Consider the following 20,582-nt stretch of genomic DNA (forward strand, 5'->3'; position numbering starts at 1 on the left):
CCCGAGGACGGGGAGGGGCTTCGTGAGGTTCCGTCGGCGCGTCACCGCCGGACCGTTCCTAGTACCAGTGGTTGGCCTGCCAGAACGACCAGGCCTCGCACGGGCTGCCGTAGCGGCTGTCCATGTAGTTGAGGCCCCACTTGATCTGGGTGGCCGGGTTCGTCTGCCAGTCGGAACCGACGGACGACATCTTCGAGCCGGGCAGCGCCTGGAAGAGACCGTAGGCACCGGAAGAGGCGTTGACCGCCTTGTAGTTCCAGCTGGACTCGTGGTCCACGATGTTGCTGAAGCACTGGAACTGGCCGCTCGGCACCACCTGGCGCGCCATCGCCTGGATCTGCGCGATGGTGTACGAGCTCTGGACGGCGAAGGTGGAGACGTCGCGCGTGGCGGAGCGGCTGGCCTTGGTAACGGCCTCCGCCTTCTTGCGCTCCTTGGCCTCCTGCTCGGCCTTCTCCGCGGCCTTCTGCTTGGCGATCGCGTCCTCGGCGGCCTGCTTGCGGGCCGCTTCCTCCGCGTCCTTCTTGGCGCTGGCGTCCGCGGCGATGGCCTGGACGTCCGCCTGCTGCGTCAGGGAGGCGGTCTGCACCTGGGCCTGCTGCCCCGCGGGGATGTCCGCGAGGAGCGTCGCGTCGCTGGCCGTCGCCTCGGCGTCGTTGGGGGACTGCGCGGTGCTGCCCGCGGCAACACCGGTGACGGCGCCAACAGCGGTGACCGCGGTGGCAGAAGCCACTGCGAATCCCCGGACCGAAATCCGGCTCACTCGGTTTCCTTCCAGCATCGCCCGCTGTAGGTGACCCTCGCGGACGCAATCGTGCCCCTTGGCGCTGGCCTCCCAACTGCGGGGTCACGGGAGGCACGGACCCGGTGGGCAACTCCCGCTCGGGGAGTGCCGCGTGGTGCTCGGGCGGCATACGACGGCTCTATGGAGTTCTGGTGGTTCCTGTTGTGCCGTATCTCCCCCAGTGCCTTGAGGGGCCTGGGAGGTACCCCCATGGGTACACGTGTGTCGTATGCGGGGCCTGACAGGAATGAGACTCTGCCGTAACCCGACGCCGCGAGGCAATTCTCCGTTGCGTGTGAAAGCTCACACCTCGTTTGCCCCAGTGGTTTATCGGAAACGGGCGCGCAACAAGACGCCGTCCGGCTAGGCTCTTGGCCTTTACCGGACGGCGCCAATCAGTCCGCAACCGCACCAAGTTGGCCGGTACGGGGCGGGTGACCCTAGATGTGTCCGTCCTCCAGCATTTCGGTCACCAGGGCGGCGATCTGCGACCTTTCGGACCGATTGAGGGTGACGTGCGCGAAGAGCGGATGGCCCTTCAGTTTCTCGACCACGGCGACCACTCCGTCGTACCGGCCGACCCTCAGATTGTCCCGCTGCGCCACGTCGTGGGTCAGTACGACCCGCGAATTGGCGCCGATCCGGGACAGCACGGTCAGCAGTACGTTCCGTTCCAGGGACTGCGCCTCGTCCACGATCACGAAGGCGTCGTGCAGGGAACGGCCGCGGATGTGCGTGAGCGGCAGGACTTCCAGCATCCCGCGTGAGGTGATCTCCTCGATGACCTCGCGGCTGGTGACCGCGGACAGCGTGTCGAAGACCGCCTGCGCCCAGGGGCTCATCTTCTCGGACTCGGAGCCGGGCAGATAGCCGAGCTCCTGACCGCCCACCGCGTACAGCGGCCGGAAGACCATCACCTTCTGGTGCTGGCGCCGCTCCAGCACGGCCTCCAGACCCGCGCAGAGCGCGAGCGCGGACTTGCCGGTGCCGGCCCGGCCGCCCATCGACACGATCCCGATGTCCGGATCGAGCAGGAGATCGAGAGCGATGCGCTGCTCGGCACTCCGTCCCTTGATCCCGAAGGCCTCCCGGTCACCGCGGACGAGCCGGACGTTGCCGTCGGGCGTGACGCGCCCGAGGGCCTTGCCGCGCTCCGACTGGATCGTCAGGCCCGTGTGCACCGGCAGCTCGGCCGCCTCGGGGACGTAGGCGTGGCCCTCCTCGAAGAGGATGTCCACCTGCTCGCCCGGGAGCGTCAGTTCGGACATCCCGGTCCAGCCCGACGAGCCCGTGACGGCGAGTTCCGCCCGGTACTCCTCGGCGAGGAGGCCGACGGACGACGCCTTGATCCTGAGCGGCAGGTCCTTCGACACGACCGTGACGTCGTAGCCCTCGGCCTGCAGGTTGCGGGCGACCGCGAGGATGCGCGAGTCGTTGTCCCCCAGGCGGTAGCCGCTGGGCAGGATGCTGGGGTCCGAGTGATTGAGCTCGACGCGCACGGTCCCGCCGAGTTCCCCGACCGGGATCGGGGCGTCGAGCCGGCCGTGTCGTACCCGGAACTCGTCGAGCAGGCGCAGGGCCTGCCGGGCGAAGTAGCCGAGTTCGGGATGGTGCCGCTTGGCCTCCAGTTCCGTGACCACGACGATCGGCAGCACGACTTCGTGCTCGTCGAAGCGGTTCATCGCGTGCGGATCGGCCAGCAGGACGCTGGTGTCGAGAACATAGGTGCGCCGGTCTGGCTTGTGGCGCTTTGCGCTGGTCACCACGGAAGGACGTACCCCCTCGGATGAGGTCGGGGAGCGACGAAGGAGATCTGGACCGGTCTCGGCCACGCTGCGCGGGCCGGGGACCGGCCCTCCGCTTCGTCCGTGCTGACCACACGGTCGGGCTGGTGCAAAGGGCCTCCCGGGCGGACGGCCCCGTGCCGTCCGCTGAGATCCGACACCCGTGGTTCGGGTGTCGACCTGGAGGCTTTATGCCCGGTAACGAGCGCCGCCATGCCAAAGGGCATGACGGCGCGTTCGTTAACTCCCGGTGACGTGTCTCCCCGGGGTGCGGTGTTGTCAGCCGCCGTACCGCCGGTGTCGCGCCGCGTAGTCGCGCAGGGCGCGCAGGAAGTCGACCTTGCGGAAGGCCGGCCAGAAGACCTCACAGAAGTAGTACTCCGAGTGGGCCGTCTGCCACAGCATGAACCCGGACAGGCGCTGCTCGCCGCTGGTGCGGATCACCAGGTCCGGGTCGGGCTGGTCACCCGTGTAGAGGTGCTTGCCGATGAGGTCGACGTCGACGGAGTCGGCGAGGTCCGCGATCGTGGTGCCCTTGTCGGCGGCGTCGAGGAGCATGGAGCGCACGGCGTCGGCGATCTCCTGGCGGCCGCCGTAGCCGATGGCGACGTTGACGACTATGCCGTCGACGTGCGCCGTGGTCTCCTCGGCCTCCTTGAGGACGGTCTGCATCTGCGAGGGCAGGATGTCGGGCGTGCCCACGTGGTGGACGCGCCAGCGGCCGTCGGCGGCGAGGGTGCGCACGACGCCCTCGATGATCTCCAGGAGGGGGACCAGCTCCTCCTTCGGACGGTCGAAGTTGTCCGTGGAGAGCAGCCAGAGGGTGACGACCTCGACATCGGTCTCGGAGCACCAGCCGAGGAACTCCTCGATCTTGTCCGCCCCGGCGCGGTGGCCCTGGGCGGCGGTGCTGCCCGCGGCCTTGGCCCACCGGCGGTTGCCGTCCATGATGACGCCGATGTGCTTGGGCACCTGGTCGTGGTCGAGGTGGCCTTCCACCCTGCGTGTGTAGAACCTGACCAGCAGACGGCGCAGGTTGTCGCGCAAGGTCACGTGTTGTCAGCCCCTCCGTGCGGATCAGACAGGCGCGAGCGGGCGCAATCCCTGTCCATATGGCGGTCCCCGGAGGCGAAGCCTACCCCCGCGCAACTGGGGCTCCGCCCAGGGGTGTCAGCGGGGTGAGGCGCTTTCGCATCCATGGACGACTCCCCCGTCTCGCACGCGGCACCGAACGGAACCGGGCCGGGACGCCTCGTGGGGGCCACCGCGTGAAAGCACAAAAAACGGGCCGGTCCGTGGGGGGGGAGACGGACCGGCCCGAGGGGGGGTTTCCACCATAACCCTTCGTAAGTGATGCTGCGTGCATCGGCGGCAGACAACTACTCTCCGAAGTCGCCCGGCGACATCCCGATGAACACGGAACCCGTGATTCCAGGCATCGCCCCGGCCGGATCGCAGCGGATTCCAAGGAGGATCAGGGGAATCCATGGAGGTTTCGGGGGTCCTCGCGCACGTATGAGGCGCCCGGTACCCGTGGGCCGCCGTACTCCAGGTGGGTGACGCGCGTCGCGGACGCCGGCTTGACGCGGCCGTTAACTTCGCCGTCATGGCCACGTTCACCGCTCCCGGAACTCCCACGCCGGTTCCGCTGGAACTCGCCGAGTCGGCGCACGCGCGACGGCGGGGGCTGCTCGGGCGGGACGGGATCGAGGGGGCACTGCTGCTGAGCCCGGCGAACTCCGTGCACACCCTGGGGATGCGGTTCGCGATCGATGTCGCCTATCTGGACCGGACGTTGCGGGTCAGGACGGTGCGCACGATGCGGCCGGGCCGAGTGGGGCTGCCTCGCCCGTGGGCCCGGTACGTCCTGGAGGCCGAGGCCGGGGCGATGGAACGCTGGGGCGTACGGCGGGGGGTGCGGGTGACCATCCGGGACGACGGTCCGGGAACACCCACGTGACGCCGCGAAGGGGAACGGGCACCGCGCAGCCCCCTCCACTGCGCGGTACCACACGCGCAGCTCTACTCACGCGAATTCCGTTGATCCGAACCTACGTGAGGCGGCCGATCGGGCGCGAGCAGCCCCCGGTAACGATGTGGAAACCCCGTGAGGAAGTCCGGGATACGGACGGACATCTCATGAAGTGACTCCGCGAGCGTTGTCCGTGCCCGCGGTGGGACGGTGTGCTCCGTCTCTCTGTCGGTGCCCGCTGCTACGTTCCGGGCATGACGAGCGATGCGGATGCGGTGCCTTACACCGGTGGCGAGAAGGAAGTCCTGCGCGCGAGCCTCGACCGGCACCGCGACGCGGTGCTGTGGAAACTCGACGGGCTCGACGACGAGCAGGTGCGGCGGGTGATGACCCCTTCCGGCACCAATCTCCTCGGCCTGGTGAAGCACCTCGCGTCCGTGGAGTACGGCTGGTTCTGCCGGACCTTCGGGCGGGAGGTCGAGCCGCTGTGGTTCGACCCGTTCACCGACCAGGACATGAGCGCGGGTCCTGACGACACGACGCGGCGGATCACCGACTTCTACGGCCGTGCCCGCGCCGCCGCCGACCGCACCGTCGCGGAGCTGTCGCCGGACGACGTGGGCACGTCGTGGAACGGCACGGCCGTGTCCCTTCGCTGGGTCCTGGTCCACATGATCGAGGAGACGGCGCGGCACGCGGGTCACATGGACATCGTCCGCGAGCTGATCGACGGCGGCACGGGAGACCACCGGCCCGGCTGAACTCCGGGCCCGGCCGCGGACCCGGGGCGGTTCACACGGGACAGTCCTTAGCCCACGAGGGGGCGTACCTCGGTCGCGGCGAAGCGGAGGAAGCCCTCGGGGTCGGGCTCGTCCGCGGTGGGCTGGAGGACGACGGTGTCGGCGCCGGCGTCCGCGAGGCGCCGGACGGCCTCGGCGACGGCCTCCGCGTCCCCCGCCACGCCGTGCTCCTCGGCGGGGTCCTCGCCGTTGGCCTCGATCTCGGCCCGCAGCCGGGCGGCGGCGTCCGGACCGGTCGCCGCGTGCAGGTAGACGACGACCCGGTGCGGGTCGGTGCGGCCCGCCGACACGCGGCCCTCGTCGATGAGGAGGCGCGCCCGCCGTACGCCCTCGGGACCGGTGGCGGCGGTCAGGACGGTGCCGTCCGCGGCCTCGCCCGAGAGCCGCAGGGAACGGGGGCCGGTGACCCCGGCCAGCACCGGGGCCGCAGTCACGGGCGGCCAGTCGAGGGCCACGCCGTCCAGCCTGACGTACCGCCCGTCGGCCGTGACGCGCTCACCGGCGAGCAGCGCGCGCAGGGCCGCCAGGTACTCGCGGAGCAGCGTCACCGGCGATTCGGCGCGCGCCCCGACCTGCCCCATCCAGTCCTGCACGCCGTGGCCGACGGCGAGGGAGGCACGCCCGGGGAACAGGCGGTGCAGGGTGGCCGCCTCCATCGCGGTGAGGGCGACATTGCGCAGCGGCACCGGCAGCAGGCCCACGCCGACCCGCAGCCGCTCGGTCCAGGCCAGGGCGGCAGCGGCGGTGGAGATCCCGCCTTCGAGGAAGCAGTCCTCCCAGAGCCACAGCTCCTCCAGGCCGGCGTCGTCCGCCAGACGGGCCAGGGCACGGAGTCGTTCGGGAGGCAGCTGGGGACGGAACACGGCGCCGAGTGCGGTCATGGTCACTTCCTACCGACCGCCCGCCCGCCGGGCAACTCCTTTACCGTTCGCCCGCCTTGGCCGACGCGCCCTGCCCGCCCCGCTCGTCCCGCTCGTAGCGCAGCAGGACGACGCCGTTGCCGAAGGTGTGGGTCTCGACGAGCCGGAGCGGGGTCGGGGCGTCCGCCGGCGCGAAGAGGGGCCTGCCGCGGCCGAGGATCACCGGATGGACGTACACCCGGAACTCGTCGATCAGGCCGTAGTGCAGGAAGGTGGCGGCGAGATCGTGTCCGCTGAGGCACAGGTCGCCGCCGGGTGCCTCCTTGAGGGCCCTGATCTCCTCGGGGACGACATCGCGCACGATCGTGGTGTTCCAGTCGGCGTGCTGCAGCGTCCGCGAGTACACCGTCTTCGGGATGGTCCGCCAGATCTCGGCGAACTCGGCGATCGCGGGTTCGACGTCCGGACCCGCGTCCGCCTCCGGCCAGAACTCCGCCATCAGCTCGTGCGTCACGCGTCCGGACAGCAGACCGCCCATGCCCCGGACCAGCTCGTTGAAGTGCCGGTGCAGTTCATCGTCGATCACGTGCCAGTCGATCTCCCGGCGGGGTCCCTCGAAGAACCCGTCGAGCGACACCGCCGACATCAGAACGATCTTCCTCATCGAGCCTGTCCCCTTCATCGCGTCTTTCACCACGGGCCCGGGTTCAGCTCCGTTCGCCCTCGCCCTCGCCCGTGGAGTCACCCTTGGGGAACGAGACTTCCACCCGGCGGTTCTTCCGGCGCCCCTGTTCGGAGGTGTTGTCGGCGATCGGATAGTCCTCGCTGTAGCCGCGCACCTCGAACGTGACGTCTCCGTCGAGGTCGCCCGCGAGTTCCTCGTGGACCACTTCCGCGCGCTTCTTGGAGAGCGTCAGGCCGTGCGCGTACGAGCCGAGGTTGTCGGTGAAGCCGAACACCCGGACGTTCGTGGCGTTCTGCGCCTTGATCTCGTCCGCGATCGCCTGGATACGGGAGCGCGCCTCGGGGTTCAGCTTCGAACTGTCCTTCGGGAACAGCACCTCCGCCTGCAACGCGAACGTCACGTTCTCGTTCGTGTCCTCCCGGCGCTCCTCACCGCCGAGGTCCTCCACGACCGACTTGATGTCCAGCACCTTGGCGGGGGCCAGGGTGGCGCCGTCGGCGAGCTTCAGGCCCGGGCTGTTCCCGTCCACCTCGGGGGGCGGGGAGGTCGTCACGCTGCCCGGCGGGGCGCTCGGGTCCTCGTCGTCCGCGTACGCCGGCCCGGGGAGCCCGAGGGTGACCAGCACGGCCAGGGCCGTGAACGTCGTCGCTGCGGTGCGGTTCGGGAGGGGCATGGGTCACTCGCCCTCGGAGAGTTCGACGGAGGCGGGGGGCATGGCGCCCACCTGGAAACTGACCTGCGTGGTGCCGGCGGGCGGGGCGGGGAACTGGGCGAACCACTGGGCGGTTTCCCCCTGGCGCACACCGCCGGTGAACTGCGTGCAGAGGCAGCGCCCCGAGGTGTCCCGGAGGACCAGGTACTTCTTCTTCCCCTTCTGGTCGACCAGATTGGCGCCTGCGATGGACGCACCGTTCTTGGACAACTCGCGTTCATCGCCGCGCCAACTCGCGGCGACCCATGCACTTTCGGTGTTGTTGGTCACCGTCCCTTCAACGGTGACGAACCCGCCTTCGTCGCGTTTGGCGGACGTGACTGCGAGCGTCAGGCCGTTCTCGCCCTTCACCTCGGCCAGCACCTGGTCCTGCTCAGGTGCCTGCGAGGTTTCGCTACCGTCATCGCTGCTGCTCTTGGAAGGTGTCGAGGACGAGGTGCCCTTGTCCGACTTGTCGTCGTCGCCACCGCCGCAGCCGGACACCGTGAGGAACAGACCCGCCGTGATCGCCACCGTGGCCAGTGCCCTGCGGCCCTTCATGGTGTGCCGGAGATACATCGGTACGGCTTCCCTTCACTCGGCCAGATGCACAGAGAACATCACGGACGCGTCAGGAAGGTCGTCCGGATCGAAATCTTCGGGGTCGATGTTCACGCTCTCGCCATCACAGTTCAGCTCCACGGGCTTCTCCGGATCCGCCTCGGGGTCGAAGTCGCACCGGGGTTCGATGACGGCGGTGGCATGGGCGTGCGCCTGCATGCCCTCGGTGCCGGGGAGGATCGAGTCGCCGACCGTGTAGTTGGTCTCGATCTCGACCTCGTACCCCGGAAGGCCGTTCACCTGGACGAACTCTGCGCTCAGCAGGGCCGAGTCGTTCTCGGCCGCCAGCTGCTCGGCCGCGGCCGTGGCCCCGGCACTCGCCGGAGGACCCTCGCCCAGCCAGTCCAGCCAGTCGCCCCCTTCGCCCATGGCGACCAAGAGGTCGTCGAGCATCTCGTCCCTGGCGTCCTGCGCCGCCGCCAACGCGGCAGCGTCCGCCGCGGACTGAGCTCCATTACGGGCGGACGCTGCTTGGGCGAACGCGAAAAGGGCGAGAGCGGCGAAAAGCAGGATCGCCGTCAGCCAGATATAGATCGGCAGCGTCTGCCCATGGTCATCCAGTGAGCCTACGCCCGTCAGCCGCCGATGACGTCCGTGACGGCGTTGAGGATCGCTGTCGAGATCAGACCGTCCAGCCCGAGGCTGTCGATCAACGTGAAGATCCCCGCAATGATGATCATCAACCCCGCATACTCCACGAACCCCGCCCCCGCGTCCCGGTCCTTGCCCTTCATCCGGGTGATCACGGTCCTGGTCCAGCTGTCGAACCTGTTCATCGTCACTGCCCTCCCGCCCGACGCCACTTCCGACCCGAGCACCGTACGTGAGAACTTGCCTACTCCGGGTGGGTCCAGGGGCCCAACTTCCGGGGGCGGGAATCACCGTGACCACCCCCCGCGGGCGGTACCCAGCCAGTGGGCGATCGCTTCGCTGCGCGAAGAACTGTGCAGCTTCGCGAAGATGCGGTTGATGTGGTTCTTCACGGTCTTCTCGCTGATGAAGCAGGCGGCGGCGATCTGCCGGTTGTTCATGCCGGACGCGATGAGATCCATGACCTCCACCTCCCGTGAACTCAGGCCGTAGTCATCTCGGTTGGTGCCGTGACGGGGCGGCCCGGTGACGGTCGCGGACCGCGTCTGCGACGAATGTGCCACAGCCGGTTGCACATGCGAAGAGATTTCGTCCGGTTCGTAGGAAACACCGAGCGAATCCGTGACGGTGGCTCGTCCGTACCTCATGTCCCGTACGGCGGTGATCAGTTCGGCGGCGGTGAACTCCCCGTGGACGAGATAGCCGACGGCGCCCCGGCGCAGCGCCTCGGCCACGACCTCGGGTTCCCGGCTGTACGTCAGCATCATCACCGGTGTCCGAAGGGCGAGTTGGGGCAGTGCGGTGAGGCCGTCGGTGCCGGGCATGCGGACGTCGAGCAGGACGACGTCCGGGGCGCTCCGGCTCGCGGCTGTGACGGCTTCGCGGCCGTCCGCCGCCTCGGCGACGACGTCGATGTCCGGGTGGGCGCCCAGCAGGGCGGTCAGTCCGGCGCGGACGACCGGGTTGTCGTCGGCCACGAGCACACGCAGGGGCCGGTCGGAGCGTGCCTGGTCAGGCATGGGCGGCCTCCTCTCGGGGGATGGGGCGGGCCGGTCCGGGGAGCGGGCAGGTCAGGAGGATCTCCGTGCCGCCCTGCGGGGGGCCCGACAGGTGCAGGCGCCCGCCGAGGGAGGACGCCCGTTCCACCATGCCGAGCAGGCCGAAGTGGCCGGATTCCGTCAGTTCGTCGAGCACGGCGGTGGGCGGGAGTCCCACGCCGTCGTCCCGGACGCTCAGCCGCAGGACCCCGGACGCGGTGTCGGCGTCGAGGCCGAGGACCACGACGGTGGCGCGCGCGTGCCGGTGGGCGTTCTCCAGCGCCTCCGAGACGATCGCCAGCAGGTGTTGTGCCGTCGCGTACGGGAGTGCGGGGACGGCGCCCGTGCAGCGCAGTTCCGCGGGGAGGGCCGTACGGGCCGTGAAGTCGTCCACGCGGCGCGCGAGCTCGCGGGCCAGGTCCCTTCGTGCGGCGGTCAGGTCGGTGTGGTGGCGCAGGCCGGAGAGCAGTTCGCGGGACTCCGTCGCGGCCCGGCGGGCGGCGCCCGCCACCAGCGTCGCCCGGCGTTTGAGGGTGCCGGGGTCGCAGGAGTCCGCCGATCCGGCCAGCGCCTCCGCCGCGAGGGCCAGGCCGTGCAGGGTCTTGGCGACCGAGTCGTGCATCTCACGGGCGAGGCGCGCCCGTTCGGACTCCAGGGCCTCGGCCACCGCGAGCCGGGAGGTCGCCTCCGACAGGGCCTGACTCGCCGTACCGAAGCGGAACATCAGGTTGCGCAGGGTGACGCCGATGATGCCGGCGCCGACGCAGAACCCGGCGATCAGGAGGGTGCTGGCGCCGGTGCCCGGCCGGTGCTCCCAAGTCCGGAACACCGTCAGCAGGACGGCCAGCTGGAGGCCGGTGAAGACGCCGGAGCCGCGCCAGCCGTACAGCAGGCCCGCCAGGAGCGGGGTGCAGACCGTGGCGTAGGCGAGGGGGGAGGCCGGGGACGCGGTGAGCAGCAGGACCGCGCCGAAGGTCAGGTCCACGGCCAGCAGGCTCGGGTGGGCGAGGAGGCGGGGGCCGAAGCGGTCCCAGTCCCGGAGCATGGCGTACGAGCCCATCACGCCGAGGACGGCCGCGGCGAGGACCGTGTGGCGGGCCGGGCCGTCCGCCGCGTTGGCCATCGCGAAGGGCGCACCGACCGCGACGGCCGCGAGGCGCACGGCGAACGCCTGGCGGCACAGGGCCTGGAGGGCGCTCAGCTGGAGTCGGACGCTGCCGGGGGCCGGGGCGTCGTCGGCGAGGTATCCGGCGTCGGCGCCCCGGGGCCAGCCCGGGTCCGCCCCGCCGGCCCGGTCACCGCCGGGGCCGGTGCGTGCGTATGTGCTCATGTCCGGGCCCGCCTCCGCGCCCGGGCCCGCGCTCGTCCCCGGGCCCGCGCTCGTCTCCGGGCCCGGGCTCGTCTCCGCGTCCGGACGCGCGTCGTAGCGCCGTGCCGGCGCGTACCGCCCGCCGCGGTGTGCCGTCCCTCGGCCGAGCCGGAGGCCTCTCATCAGCGGCCCAGGATCGAGCCGAAGTTCGTGCCGGACCCGAGGAACATCCCGGTCGCGATGAGGATCATCGTGGCGGGGAGCATGAACACGAGCGTCACCATCGTCGCCTTGGGGATGGTCTTCGCGGCGCGGCGGCGGGCGTTCTGGGCGTCGGTCCTGCGCATGTCGGTGGCGAGCTGGATGAGCGTCTCGGCGATCGGCGAGCCCAGTTCCTCGCCCTGCTGGAGCGCGGAGACGAACTGGGCGACGGACTCGGAGGAGTTGCGGCGGCGCAGTTCGTCGAAGGCCTGGCGGCGGCTGACGCCCATGTCCATCTGGCGCAGGGTGATGCGCAGTTCGTCCGCCCACGGGCCCTCGTACTTCTCCGCGACCCGGTCCAGGGCCTGGCGGAAGCCGAGGCCGGCGGAGACCACGACCGCCAGCACGTCGAGGAAGTCGGGCAGCGTGCGGTCGATGACGTCCTTGCGCTCCCGGATCGCCTGCCAGATCAGGGCGTCGGCGGCGAGCAGCCCGAAGGCGAGTGTGGCGACGGCGAAGAGGGGCCGGCCGTTGGAGAGGAAGACCAGGCCGAGTACGAGGCCGAAGACGCCGTACACCGCGCGGCGGGCCGCGTAGCGGCTGAGGGTGAGGCCGCCGGGGTTGCCCGCCATGTCGATGCGGCGCCGTTTGGCGTCGACGCGGCTGGGGCCCATCATGCGCAGGACGACGGGTGCGAAGCGCATGCCGAGGCGGTCGACGGCCGAGTCCGCCTTGGAGACCCGGGTCGCGCCGACCTCCAGGGCGAGCACCAGGTCGCTGGGGAGCTTGGCGTCGGCGCGGATCATGCGGATGCCGAGGAGGGCGCCCGCGACGGCCGCGCCCATCACGACGGCGAGCAGCAAGGCCTGCAATGGAATCTCCCCCTCACACTTCGATCTTGCCGAGACGGCGGATGACGAAGAAGCCGACGGTGTAGAGGCCGAGCGAGATCAGGACGAGCGCCTGGCCGAGCGGGGAGCCGGTGACCCGGGCGAGGGCGCCCTCGTTCGAGGAGTTGATCAGCAGCAGCGAGCCGAGGCCGAGAAGCGGGACGGTGAAGGCCGTCGCGTTCACCTCGGAGAGCATGGTGCGGACCTCGCGCCGGGTCTCCTTGCGGTCCTCCAGGGTCTGGGTGAGGTTGCGCAGCGAGCTGACGACCGAGCCGCCCGCCTTGTTGGCGAGAACGAGGGTGGTGACCAGGACGACGAGTTCACGGGACGGGAGGCGCTCGGCGAGCTCGCTGAGCGCGTCGTCGATGGACCTGCCCAGGGTCAGGTGGTCGGCCACCCGGGCCAGTTCCTCGCCGGCCGGCGCCTCCAGTTCCTCGGCGGCCATCGCCAGCGCCGTGCGCAGGGCGAGTCCGGCGGCGGTCGCGTTGGCCAGCAGCCGGGCCACGTCGGGCAGTTGGTTGATGAAGGCCTCGATGCGTTTCTGGCGCTGCCAGTTGAGGAAGATCGCCGCGCTCCAGACGCCGACGAGAGCGGCGATCGGCCCGAAGAACGGGGCCAGGGTGGTGGCCGCGATCAGCCACAGTGCGACGACGACGGCGACGACGTAGACGGAGAACTCGCCGGCCGTCAGGTCGAGTCCGGTCGCCGACAGCCGCAGGTGGATGGTGCGCCCGAGGCGGGTGCGGCGCAGCCGGCGGTCGATTCCGGTGAACCGGCGCACGCGGCCCGCGGTGTCCCGGACGGATCCGCCGGACAGGCGGTCCTCCAGGGCCCGGCGCTGGGCGCGGCCCGCGGCGTACGCGTGCACGCCGGCGACGGCGAGGGTGCCGCACAGGACGGTGGCGCCGAGGGTGAGCAGGGCGGGGTTGTTCACGCCTGCCTCCCGTGCGGGGTGGGGGCCGTCATCCGATGGCCTGCCTCGTGTCGAGGACGTCCATTGCCTCGGCGACGCCGAAGGCCGGTGGCAGCGGTTCCCCCGCGACGTACAGCTTCTCGGCGATCTGACGGGGCAGCGGGAGGTGTTCGAAGCGGCCGTGGACGACACGGTCGGGGCCGGTGGGACTCGGGACGAAGCGGGAGACTGTCGCGATGCGGAACTGTTCACGGCCGTGCGAGACGAGCAGGGCGATCTCGGCGATCTTGCGGGAGCCGTCGGCGTGCCGGGAGAGCTGCACGACGACCTCGACGGCCGAGTTGATCTGGTCTTTGAGCGCCTCGAAGGGGATCTGCACCTCGGACATCGAGCCGAGGGTCTGGAGCCGCATCAGGGCGTCCTCGGCGGAGTTCGCGTGCACGGTGGCGAGGGAACCGTCGTGGCCCGTCGACATCGCCTGGAGCATGTCGAGGGTCTCCCCGCCGCGGACCTCACCGACGATGATGCGGTCGGGACGCATGCGCAGGGAGTTGCGGACGAGGTCGCGGATGGTGATCTGGCCCTTGCCCTCGACGTTCGGGGGCCGGGACTCCAGGCGGATGACGTGCTCCTGCTGGAGCTGGAGCTCGGCCGAGTCCTCGATGGTGATGATGCGCTCCTGGGAGGGGATGAGTCCGGAGAGCGCGTTGAGCAGGGTCGTCTTCCCGGTGCCCGTACCGCCGCTGACGATGACGTTGAAGCGGGCGCGGACGAAGGCCGCCAGCAGCATGAGCATCTGCTCGTCCAGGGAGCCGAGCCCGATGAGTTCCGGGAGCGTGTAGGCGCGCGGGAAGCGGCGGATCGTGAGGGTGGGGCCGGTGAGGGCGAGCGGCGGGATGATGACGTTGACGCGCTCGCCGGTGGGGAGCCGCGCGTCGACCATCGGATTGGACTCGTCGACCCTGCGGTTGACGGTGGAGACGATGCGTTCGATCGTCTGCATGAGCTGTTCGGTGGAGGCGAAGCGCAGCGGGAGCTGTTCGACGCGGCCGGCCCGCTCGACGAAGATCGAGTCGGGGCCGTTGACCATGATCTCGGTGATGGACGCGTCGGCGAGGAGGGGTTCGAGGACGCCGAGGCCGAGGGCTTCGTCGACGACGCGCCGGATCAGCTGGGAGCGCTCGGCGGAGGACAGGACGGGGCCCTCGCGGCTGATGATGTGGCCGAGGACGCGCTCGAGGCGGGCGCGCCGTTCGGCCGCCGCCAGGCTGGACATCTCCGCGAGGTCGATCTCCTCGAGGAGCTTGGCGCGGTAGACGGCGACGAGGTGTCCGTCCTCGCGGGCGGGCCCCCCTTCTTCGGGGGCGGCGGCGATGCGGGAACGCAGGCTCATGTCTTCAGCTCCTCCCGGTCAGTCGTCCTGGTCGTTGGGCATGGTGGCGTGGCGTTCGGCGGTGAAGCCGTCCATGAAGGGGATGACGGAGGGGATGTCGACCTGGACGGTGGCGACCACCGTGTCGCCTCCGCCGCCGACCGAGACGTTCGCGTCGAACCGGCCGTCCATCGCGGCCTGGCCCGCCGCGGTTCCGGCCGCCGCGTCCTTCTGGGCGGCGACGCGTGCCGCCGCCCGGGCCCCGGACCCGGCCTGGTTGATGCCGTAGCCGACGAGGCCGAGCTGGATGGCCGCCATCCCGATGACGAGCAGGATGGGCAGGAACCCGGCGAACTCCAGCATGGAGACACCGCGGTCGCCCCAGGGGCGGGGCCGCCGGGACGCGGCGGGCGCCGGGGGCCCGTGCAGGCGTGACGACCGGCGCCCGTCGGGGCCTGGGCGCCCCGGCAGCCTGCGTCCGCGTAGCAGAGAGAGCACCACCGGGCTCATCCCACGTCCCCCTCCGCCGCCGCGCCCGCCTCGCCCGCGACCTCCCAGCCGGCGTCGAAACCGGGGAAGAACAAAGGCACTTGGGCGGTGACGCGGGCCTTCCACACGTCGCCTTCGAGGGTGCAGACGATGGCCGCGTCCTGCCAGGCCCCCGGCAGGTGCTCCGCCCCGGCCGCCTGGCAGGCACCGTCCGCGTCGCCGTTCACGGCGTACGCCGCCGTGGCCGCCCGCGCCGCCTCGTCGGCCGCGTTCCCGGCCAGGGACCAGGTGTAGCCGTACAGCACGCACTGCCACAGGATCGTCATCACGACGAGCAGCAGCGGGAACATGCCCGCGAATTCGAGGGTCACCGCGCCCCGGTCGCCGCCCTTGCGGCGCAGGGCGAGCGCGCCGCGTTCCGGGGCGGCCTTGCGGCGCCGGCCGCCTCCGCCCTCGGGGGCGGGGACCGCGAGGCCCAGTTCGCCGGTGAGGGCCCACAGGGCCTGCTTCACCGTCGAGCGGGCGTCCAGGTCCTGGAGGCGGCCGGCGTCGACCACGGACTGGAGTTCCTTGAACGCGGCGGGCACCGTGGTGCGGGCGACCCTGGTGCCGGTGACGCGTTCGACGAGGGACGGCTGGATCTCCGTACCGCGCGAGTGCCGGTTGACGACCGTCGTCGTCTCCTCGGCCTTGCGGATCTGGAGGCGGTCCCACATGCGGACCATGCGTTTGGCGGCGCGTACGGCGACGACGTCGGGGGTGACCAGGAGCAGGGCCTGGTCGGCCATCTCCACGGCGGCCGCGGTCGCGGAGGTCATCTGGGAGCCGCAGTCCACGACCACCACGTCGTGGCGGGAGCGCAGGGCGGCCAGGACCTGGCGGGCGACCCGGTCGGTGATCTCCTCGCCGCGCTCGCCCTCGGCGGGGGCGAGCAGCAGGCCGACGCCGCTGTCGTGCGTGAAGACGGCGTCCTGGAGCACGCGCGGGTTGATGTCGCTGATCCCGGCGAGGTCCGCGACCGACCTGCGGAACTGCACGTCCAGGTAGGAGGCGACGTCCCCGGACTGGAGGTCGAGGTCGAGCAGGGCGACCGTACGTCCGGAGGCCTGCGCGGCGAGGGCGAGGTGGACGGCGGTGACGGTGGCGCCGACGCCGCCCTTCGCGCCGGTGACGGTGACGACGGTGCCGCCGGGGCCGGTGTACAGCTCGGGTGTGCTGCCCAGGTGGCGGCGCATGCCCAGCGACCATGCGGCGGCGGCCTGGACGCGCTCGAAGAGGGCGTCGTAGCCGAGCGGCAGGCCGATGATGCCGCGGGCACCGGAGTCCATGGCGGCGGTGAGGACGCCGTTGCCGGTGTCGGCGGTGATGAGGACGACGCCGACCGCCGGGAAGCGCATGACGACGTCGCGGATCAGGTCCAGGGCCGGGACCGGGCCGATCCGTTCGTGCACGAGGACGACCTCGGGCAGCTCGTCCAGGGACTGCGTCGCGAGACGCGCGAGGGTGTCGAGGAGGGCCGTCGAGTCGGGTACGGGCGGGGCGGGTTCGGTGTCGGCGAGCTGGCTCAGCAGCGTGGTGAGCGCGCGGGCCGAGTCGATGTCACCTACGGCGGGAAGGATGCGGACGGTCATCGGCGGCACCCTCTGCGACGGGCCCCGGCGGGAGCGGTCGACATGTGCGGCCTCCTACTTGTCCTCGTCGAGGGTGTACGTACGGTCGCCGGGGGCGACGGTCGTGTCGGAGCCGCCCGCGACCAGGGCGAGGCGGACGTGGGTCGCGAACGACTCGGCGTACGCGACCCGTTGGGCGTCGGCGGTGTCGAGTGCGAACGTGATGGGGACGGCCTCGCTCGCCGTGCGGCGCCGGTCGTCGCTCGACTGGCCGGGGTCCAGCGCGGTGAGTTCGCCGACGTCGATGACGCGGGCGTTCGCGACGATGACCTTGGACTGGTTCCTGCCCTTGTCGTTCTCCGCCTTGAAGGTGGCGTAGATGTTGACCCGGGCTCCGGGGTCGATCTTTCCGGCCACCCCGGTCGCGGCGTCGATCATGATGGCGATCTCCTGCTGGCCGGCCTCCAGCGAGGGCCGGTCGACGATCATGTCGGCCTGGAGCAGCGAGCCCTTCTCCAGCCGGGTGACCGCGATCTTGCCGCGGATCTGGGAGAGGCTGGTGACGGCCGTGGACGACACCCAGCGCTCGGGCATCGACACCTTCTCGAACTGGTCGGCGGACAGCTCCCGGTAGGGCGCGATGTCGCTCCTGAGGCGGTACGCCACCACCTCGGGGCCCACCTTCGAGTTCACGTCACGGATCACCGAGAGCACTCCGGCGAAGGCGCCGAGGGCGCACAGGACCGAGAGGACCAGCAGGATGACGCCGCGGCGCTGGCGTGAGTTCATGACGCGGACAACCTCGATCGGGGGGCGGGGACAGCGGGGTCGAGCGGTCGTGCCTGGCGTTGTTCGGCTGTGCGTACGGTGCGGTGGGCCTAGGTGACGGCTGGGGGCAGGGCGCGCACCGAGGAGCCTGCCCGTGCGGCGGCGTTCGGAAGCTCTCCCGGTGCCGGCAGTGGCGCGGAGCAGAACCCGCAGCGGTCGCCGATGAGTTCGAGGCCGCACCAGTGGCACGTCTCGCGCCGGACGGAGGAGACGAGCTGGTAGAGCACGGAGACGTCGTACAGACCGGCGGCGAACTCGGCGAGTCTCGCCGTCCCCCACCAGCGCGCGGACTGGCCGGGGAGCGGGACGGTGGCGATGCTCTGCACCTGCCAGGCGGGCGCGAGGGTCGTGGTGATCCAGTCGGAGGGTGGCTGGTCGGCAGCGACGAGCAGCCGGGTGCCGAACTCCGGGCCCGTCAGCTCCTCCTGGCCGACCCGCACGAGCTGCGGGCGCGGGTTGGCCAGGACGGCGAACTGGGCGCCGGGCACCCAGGACTTGGCGTGCGACTTCAGGGACACCGGGACGCGGTCGAGTCTGGCGACGGAGCCGAGCAGGGCGCCCGCGTAGATGTAGTGGGCGAGCAGGCGGGCGGCGGAGGCGAGGACGCCGGGGCTGAAGTCGCAGACGGACAGCTGGCGCAACTGCTGTGCCAGCAGCGCGAGTCCGAGCGGCGGCAGGTCGATTCCGAGCAGCGCGATGCGGTCGCTCTCCAGGACCGAGCGGACGGTGTGCAGCCGCCGGGCGAGGTCGTCGGCGCGGGAGGGGGAGGCCGAGTAGAGCGAGATCACGTACCCGTGCTGCTCGATGAGGGTGTGCATGCCGGTGAGGGAGTCCTCGAGGGTGTCCAGCGGCTGCACCACCGCGGGCGGGGTCTGCCGGTCGTGCGGCGGGAGCACCAGATCGGGACTGGTGACGGCTATCGCGGTCGGCACGCTGGAACCACCCCGTTCACCGAGGCGGGATGGTCACCGCCGCCTTCGGATCGCCCCTGTTTCGCCATGGACCGTCACAGATGGCCACACCTGGTCACTGTGACGTCCTCCTGCATCTGCACCATATCCACGGTGTGCCCCGCCCAACACCGACTTCGGCAGATCAACTCACCGAAGGTGCGGGCGTGATCAACGGAGAGTGAATCGCGTCCACGGCAACAGGGCGTGCCTGTGGGGATGTTGGGGCGAACGAGGCGCCTTCAGAGGTCTTGACAACCGTATTGGTCTGGACCACCTTGGACCTCCAGCGGTGGCCACCGTTCCGCAACCTCCCCGCCCTCTCCCCCTCACCGGAGGCACCAGTGGACCGCGTACCAGGCATGCCCAGACGCAGACGGACATGGGCGGGGCTCCTCGCCGCCGCGCTCGGGGCGTCGGCCCTCACCCTCACCGGCCTCGCCACCGAGGCGCAGGCCGCCGACGTCAACAACGCGAGGAACGGCGGTTACGAGTCGGGCCTCGGCAACTGGACCTGTTCCGCGGGCAGCGGTACGACCATGTCCTCGCCGGTGCACGGCGGCTCGGCCGCGCTGAAGGCGACGCCCGCCGGGCAGGACAACGCCAAGTGCACGCAGACCGTGGCGGTCAAGCCCAACTCGACGTACACGCTGAGCGCCTGGGTGCAGGGCGGGTACGCCTACCTCGGCGCGAGCGGCACGGGGACGACGGACGTCTCCACCTGGACCCCGGACTCCTCGACGTGGAAGCAGCTGACGACCAGCTTCACCACGGGCGCCTCGACGACCTCGGTCACGGTGTACACGCACGGCTGGTACGGGCAGGCCGCCTACCACGCGGACGACCTCTCGGTGTTCGGCCCCGACGGAGGGGGCGGCACCGACCCGGCGCCGACGGTCCCGGCGGCCCCGGCCGGTCTGAAGGTCGCCTCCACCACGTCCTCGTCCGCGTCCCTCGCCTGGAACACGGTCTCGGGCGCGACGGGCTACAACGTCTACCGGGACGGCACGAAGGTCACGGCGGTGACCGGCACCTCGGCGACCGTCACCGGCCTGGCCGCGTCCACCTCGTACTCCTTCCAGGTCACCGCGACGAACGCGGCCGGTGAGTCCGCGAGGTCCGCGGCGGTCACCGGCACGACGGCCGCCTCCGGTGGGGGCGGCGGGGGTGGCGGAACGCTTCCCGCGCACGCCGTCACGGGCTACTGGCAGAACTTCAACAACGGCGCGAAGGTCCAGAAGCTGTCCGACGTCCAGTCGCAGTACGACATCATCGCCGTCGCCTTCGCGGACACCACGGGCACACCCGGCGCCGTGACCTTCAACCTCGACTCGGCCGGGCTCGGCGGCTACACCGTCGACCAGTTCAAGGCCGACATCAAGGCCAAGCAGGCCGCGGGCAAGAAGGTCATCATCTCCATCGGCGGCGAGAAGGGCACGATCTCCGTCAACGACTCGGCGTCCGCCACGAACTTCGCGAACTCCGTCCACTCCCTGATGCAGACGTACGGCTTCGACGGCGTCGACATCGACCTGGAGAACGGCCTCAACGCGACCTACATGACGCAGGCGCTGAGGTCCCTGTCCGCGAAGGCCGGCCCGTCCCTCGTCATCACGATGGCCCCGCAGACGATCGACATGCAGTCGACCTCCAACACCTACTTCCAGACGGCCCTGAACATCAAGGACATCCTCACGGTCGTCAACATGCAGTACTACAACAGCGGTTCGATGCTGGGCTGCGACGGCAAGGTCTACAGCCAGGGCACGGTCGACTTCCTCACGGCCCTCGCCTGCATCCAGATGGAGGGCGGCCTCGCGCCGTCCCAGGTGGGCCTCGGCGTCCCCGCCTCCACCAGCGGCGCGGGCAGCGGCTACGTCTCCCCCGCCATCGTCAACAACGCCCTCGACTGCCTCGCCAAGGGCACCAACTGCGGCACGTTCAAGCCGTCCAGGACCTACCCGGCCCTGCGCGGCGCGATGACCTGGTCCACGAACTGGGACGCGTCGGCGGGCAACGCGTGGTCCAACGCGGTGGGGCCGCACGTGCACGGGCTCTGACGCCCCCGGCAACACGAGGACGTCCCCGCCCGGAACTTCGCCGGACGCTGTTGGCTAATTCCGCCCCGCTGGATCTCATCCAGCGGGGCGGAGTGCTGAGAAGGGTGAGATACGGGTGCGGGCGAGGGGTCTGCC

21 protein-coding genes are annotated in these 20,582 nt (G+C 70.9%); 3 read left to right on the forward strand and 18 right to left on the reverse strand.

Annotation, left to right across the window (positions count from 1 at the left end):
* Positions 1-58: 58 nt before the first annotated feature.
* From AC069T_RS27710 to AC069T_RS27720, 3 genes are all read right to left on the reverse strand, one after another.
* Complete coding sequence (locus AC069T_RS27710; RefSeq protein ID WP_478785325.1) at positions 59-781, reverse strand: aggregation-promoting factor C-terminal-like domain-containing protein; 723 nt, start codon at positions 779-781, stop codon at positions 59-61.
* Positions 782-1,224: 443 nt separating this feature from the next.
* The gene (locus AC069T_RS27715; RefSeq protein ID WP_478785326.1) at positions 1,225-2,550 is read right to left on the reverse strand and encodes a PhoH family protein; all 1,326 of its coding nucleotides are present in this window, start codon (positions 2,548-2,550) and stop codon (positions 1,225-1,227) included.
* A gap of 297 nt (positions 2,551-2,847) precedes the next feature.
* Entirely contained in the window at positions 2,848-3,621 is a 774-nt protein-coding gene (locus AC069T_RS27720; RefSeq protein WP_358851688.1) for an isoprenyl transferase, read from the reverse strand.
* A gap of 553 nt (positions 3,622-4,174) precedes the next feature.
* Between AC069T_RS27720 and AC069T_RS27725 the strand changes: the two genes are divergently transcribed.
* Together AC069T_RS27725 and AC069T_RS27730 are read left to right on the forward strand one after the other, a co-directional pair.
* Positions 4,175-4,528, forward strand: coding sequence for a DUF192 domain-containing protein (locus tag AC069T_RS27725; protein WP_478785327.1), 354 nt, complete (start codon positions 4,175-4,177; stop codon positions 4,526-4,528).
* 266 nt (positions 4,529-4,794) lie between these two features.
* On the forward strand, positions 4,795-5,301 hold the full coding sequence (locus AC069T_RS27730) for a DinB family protein (RefSeq protein ID WP_478785328.1): 507 nt from the start codon (positions 4,795-4,797) through the stop codon (positions 5,299-5,301).
* 47 nt (positions 5,302-5,348) lie between these two features.
* On the opposite strand, the gene AC069T_RS27735 is transcribed toward AC069T_RS27730, so the two are convergent.
* The 15 genes from AC069T_RS27735 to AC069T_RS27805 all read right to left on the reverse strand — a co-directional run bounded on the left by AC069T_RS27735 (position 5,349) and on the right by AC069T_RS27805 (position 18,369).
* Positions 5,349-6,221 (reverse strand): LLM class flavin-dependent oxidoreductase, encoded by an 873-nt coding sequence (locus AC069T_RS27735; protein WP_478785329.1) that lies wholly within the window; start codon positions 6,219-6,221, stop codon positions 5,349-5,351.
* 40 nt (positions 6,222-6,261) lie between these two features.
* Positions 6,262-6,864 carry a dihydrofolate reductase family protein gene (locus AC069T_RS27740; RefSeq protein WP_478785330.1) on the reverse strand — a complete coding sequence of 201 codons (603 nt, stop codon included), beginning with the start codon at positions 6,862-6,864 and terminating at the stop codon, positions 6,262-6,264.
* Between the two features lie 43 nt (positions 6,865-6,907).
* Complete coding sequence (locus AC069T_RS27745; protein ID WP_478785331.1) at positions 6,908-7,558, reverse strand: OmpA family protein; 651 nt, start codon at positions 7,556-7,558, stop codon at positions 6,908-6,910.
* A 3-nt stretch (positions 7,559-7,561) separates the two neighbouring features.
* Positions 7,562-8,155, reverse strand: coding sequence for a hypothetical protein (locus AC069T_RS27750; protein WP_478785332.1), 594 nt, complete (start codon positions 8,153-8,155; stop codon positions 7,562-7,564).
* Between the two features lie 15 nt (positions 8,156-8,170).
* Positions 8,171-8,776 (reverse strand): pilus assembly protein TadG-related protein, encoded by a 606-nt coding sequence (locus AC069T_RS27755; protein ID WP_478785346.1) that lies wholly within the window; start codon positions 8,774-8,776, stop codon positions 8,171-8,173.
* Positions 8,773-8,973, reverse strand: coding sequence for a hypothetical protein (locus AC069T_RS27760; protein WP_478785347.1), 201 nt, complete (start codon positions 8,971-8,973; stop codon positions 8,773-8,775). Before AC069T_RS27760 ends, AC069T_RS27755 begins: the two co-directional genes overlap by 4 nt.
* Positions 8,974-9,075: 102 nt before the next feature.
* The gene (locus AC069T_RS27765) at positions 9,076-9,807 is read right to left on the reverse strand and encodes a response regulator (RefSeq protein ID WP_478785333.1); all 732 of its coding nucleotides are present in this window, start codon (positions 9,805-9,807) and stop codon (positions 9,076-9,078) included.
* Positions 9,800-11,155 carry a sensor histidine kinase gene (locus AC069T_RS27770; RefSeq protein WP_478785334.1) on the reverse strand — a complete coding sequence of 452 codons (1,356 nt, stop codon included), beginning with the start codon at positions 11,153-11,155 and terminating at the stop codon, positions 9,800-9,802. Before AC069T_RS27770 ends, AC069T_RS27765 begins: the two co-directional genes overlap by 8 nt.
* Before the next feature lie 161 nt (positions 11,156-11,316).
* Positions 11,317-12,207: a DUF5936 domain-containing protein gene (locus tag AC069T_RS27775; RefSeq protein ID WP_478785335.1), complete on the reverse strand. Its 891-nt coding sequence runs from the start codon at positions 12,205-12,207 to the stop codon at positions 11,317-11,319.
* A gap of 13 nt (positions 12,208-12,220) precedes the next feature.
* Positions 12,221-13,159: a type II secretion system F family protein gene (locus tag AC069T_RS27780; protein WP_478785336.1), complete on the reverse strand. Its 939-nt coding sequence runs from the start codon at positions 13,157-13,159 to the stop codon at positions 12,221-12,223.
* Between the two features lie 28 nt (positions 13,160-13,187).
* Positions 13,188-14,531 (reverse strand): CpaF family protein, encoded by a 1,344-nt coding sequence (locus AC069T_RS27785; protein WP_478785337.1) that lies wholly within the window; start codon positions 14,529-14,531, stop codon positions 13,188-13,190.
* 18 nt (positions 14,532-14,549) lie between these two features.
* Positions 14,550-14,873, reverse strand: a complete 324-nt coding sequence (locus AC069T_RS27790) for a TadE/TadG family type IV pilus assembly protein (protein ID WP_478785338.1) — start codon at positions 14,871-14,873, stop codon at positions 14,550-14,552.
* Between the two features lie 143 nt (positions 14,874-15,016).
* Complete coding sequence (locus AC069T_RS27795; RefSeq protein ID WP_478785339.1) at positions 15,017-16,630, reverse strand: CpaE/TadZ family protein; 1,614 nt, start codon at positions 16,628-16,630, stop codon at positions 15,017-15,019.
* Between the two features lie 54 nt (positions 16,631-16,684).
* Positions 16,685-17,398, reverse strand: a complete 714-nt coding sequence (gene cpaB, locus AC069T_RS27800; protein ID WP_478785340.1) for a Flp pilus assembly protein CpaB — start codon at positions 17,396-17,398, stop codon at positions 16,685-16,687.
* 89 nt (positions 17,399-17,487) lie between these two features.
* Entirely contained in the window at positions 17,488-18,369 is an 882-nt protein-coding gene (locus AC069T_RS27805) for a hypothetical protein (protein ID WP_478785341.1), read from the reverse strand.
* A gap of 380 nt (positions 18,370-18,749) precedes the next feature.
* On the opposite strand from AC069T_RS27805, the gene AC069T_RS27810 reads away from it, so the two are divergent.
* Entirely contained in the window at positions 18,750-20,447 is a 1,698-nt protein-coding gene (locus AC069T_RS27810; RefSeq protein WP_478785342.1) for a chitinase, read from the forward strand.
* Positions 20,448-20,582 lie beyond the last annotated feature (135 nt).

The sequence above is a fragment of the Streptomyces sp. NPDC043867 genome (genome assembly GCF_056435845.1).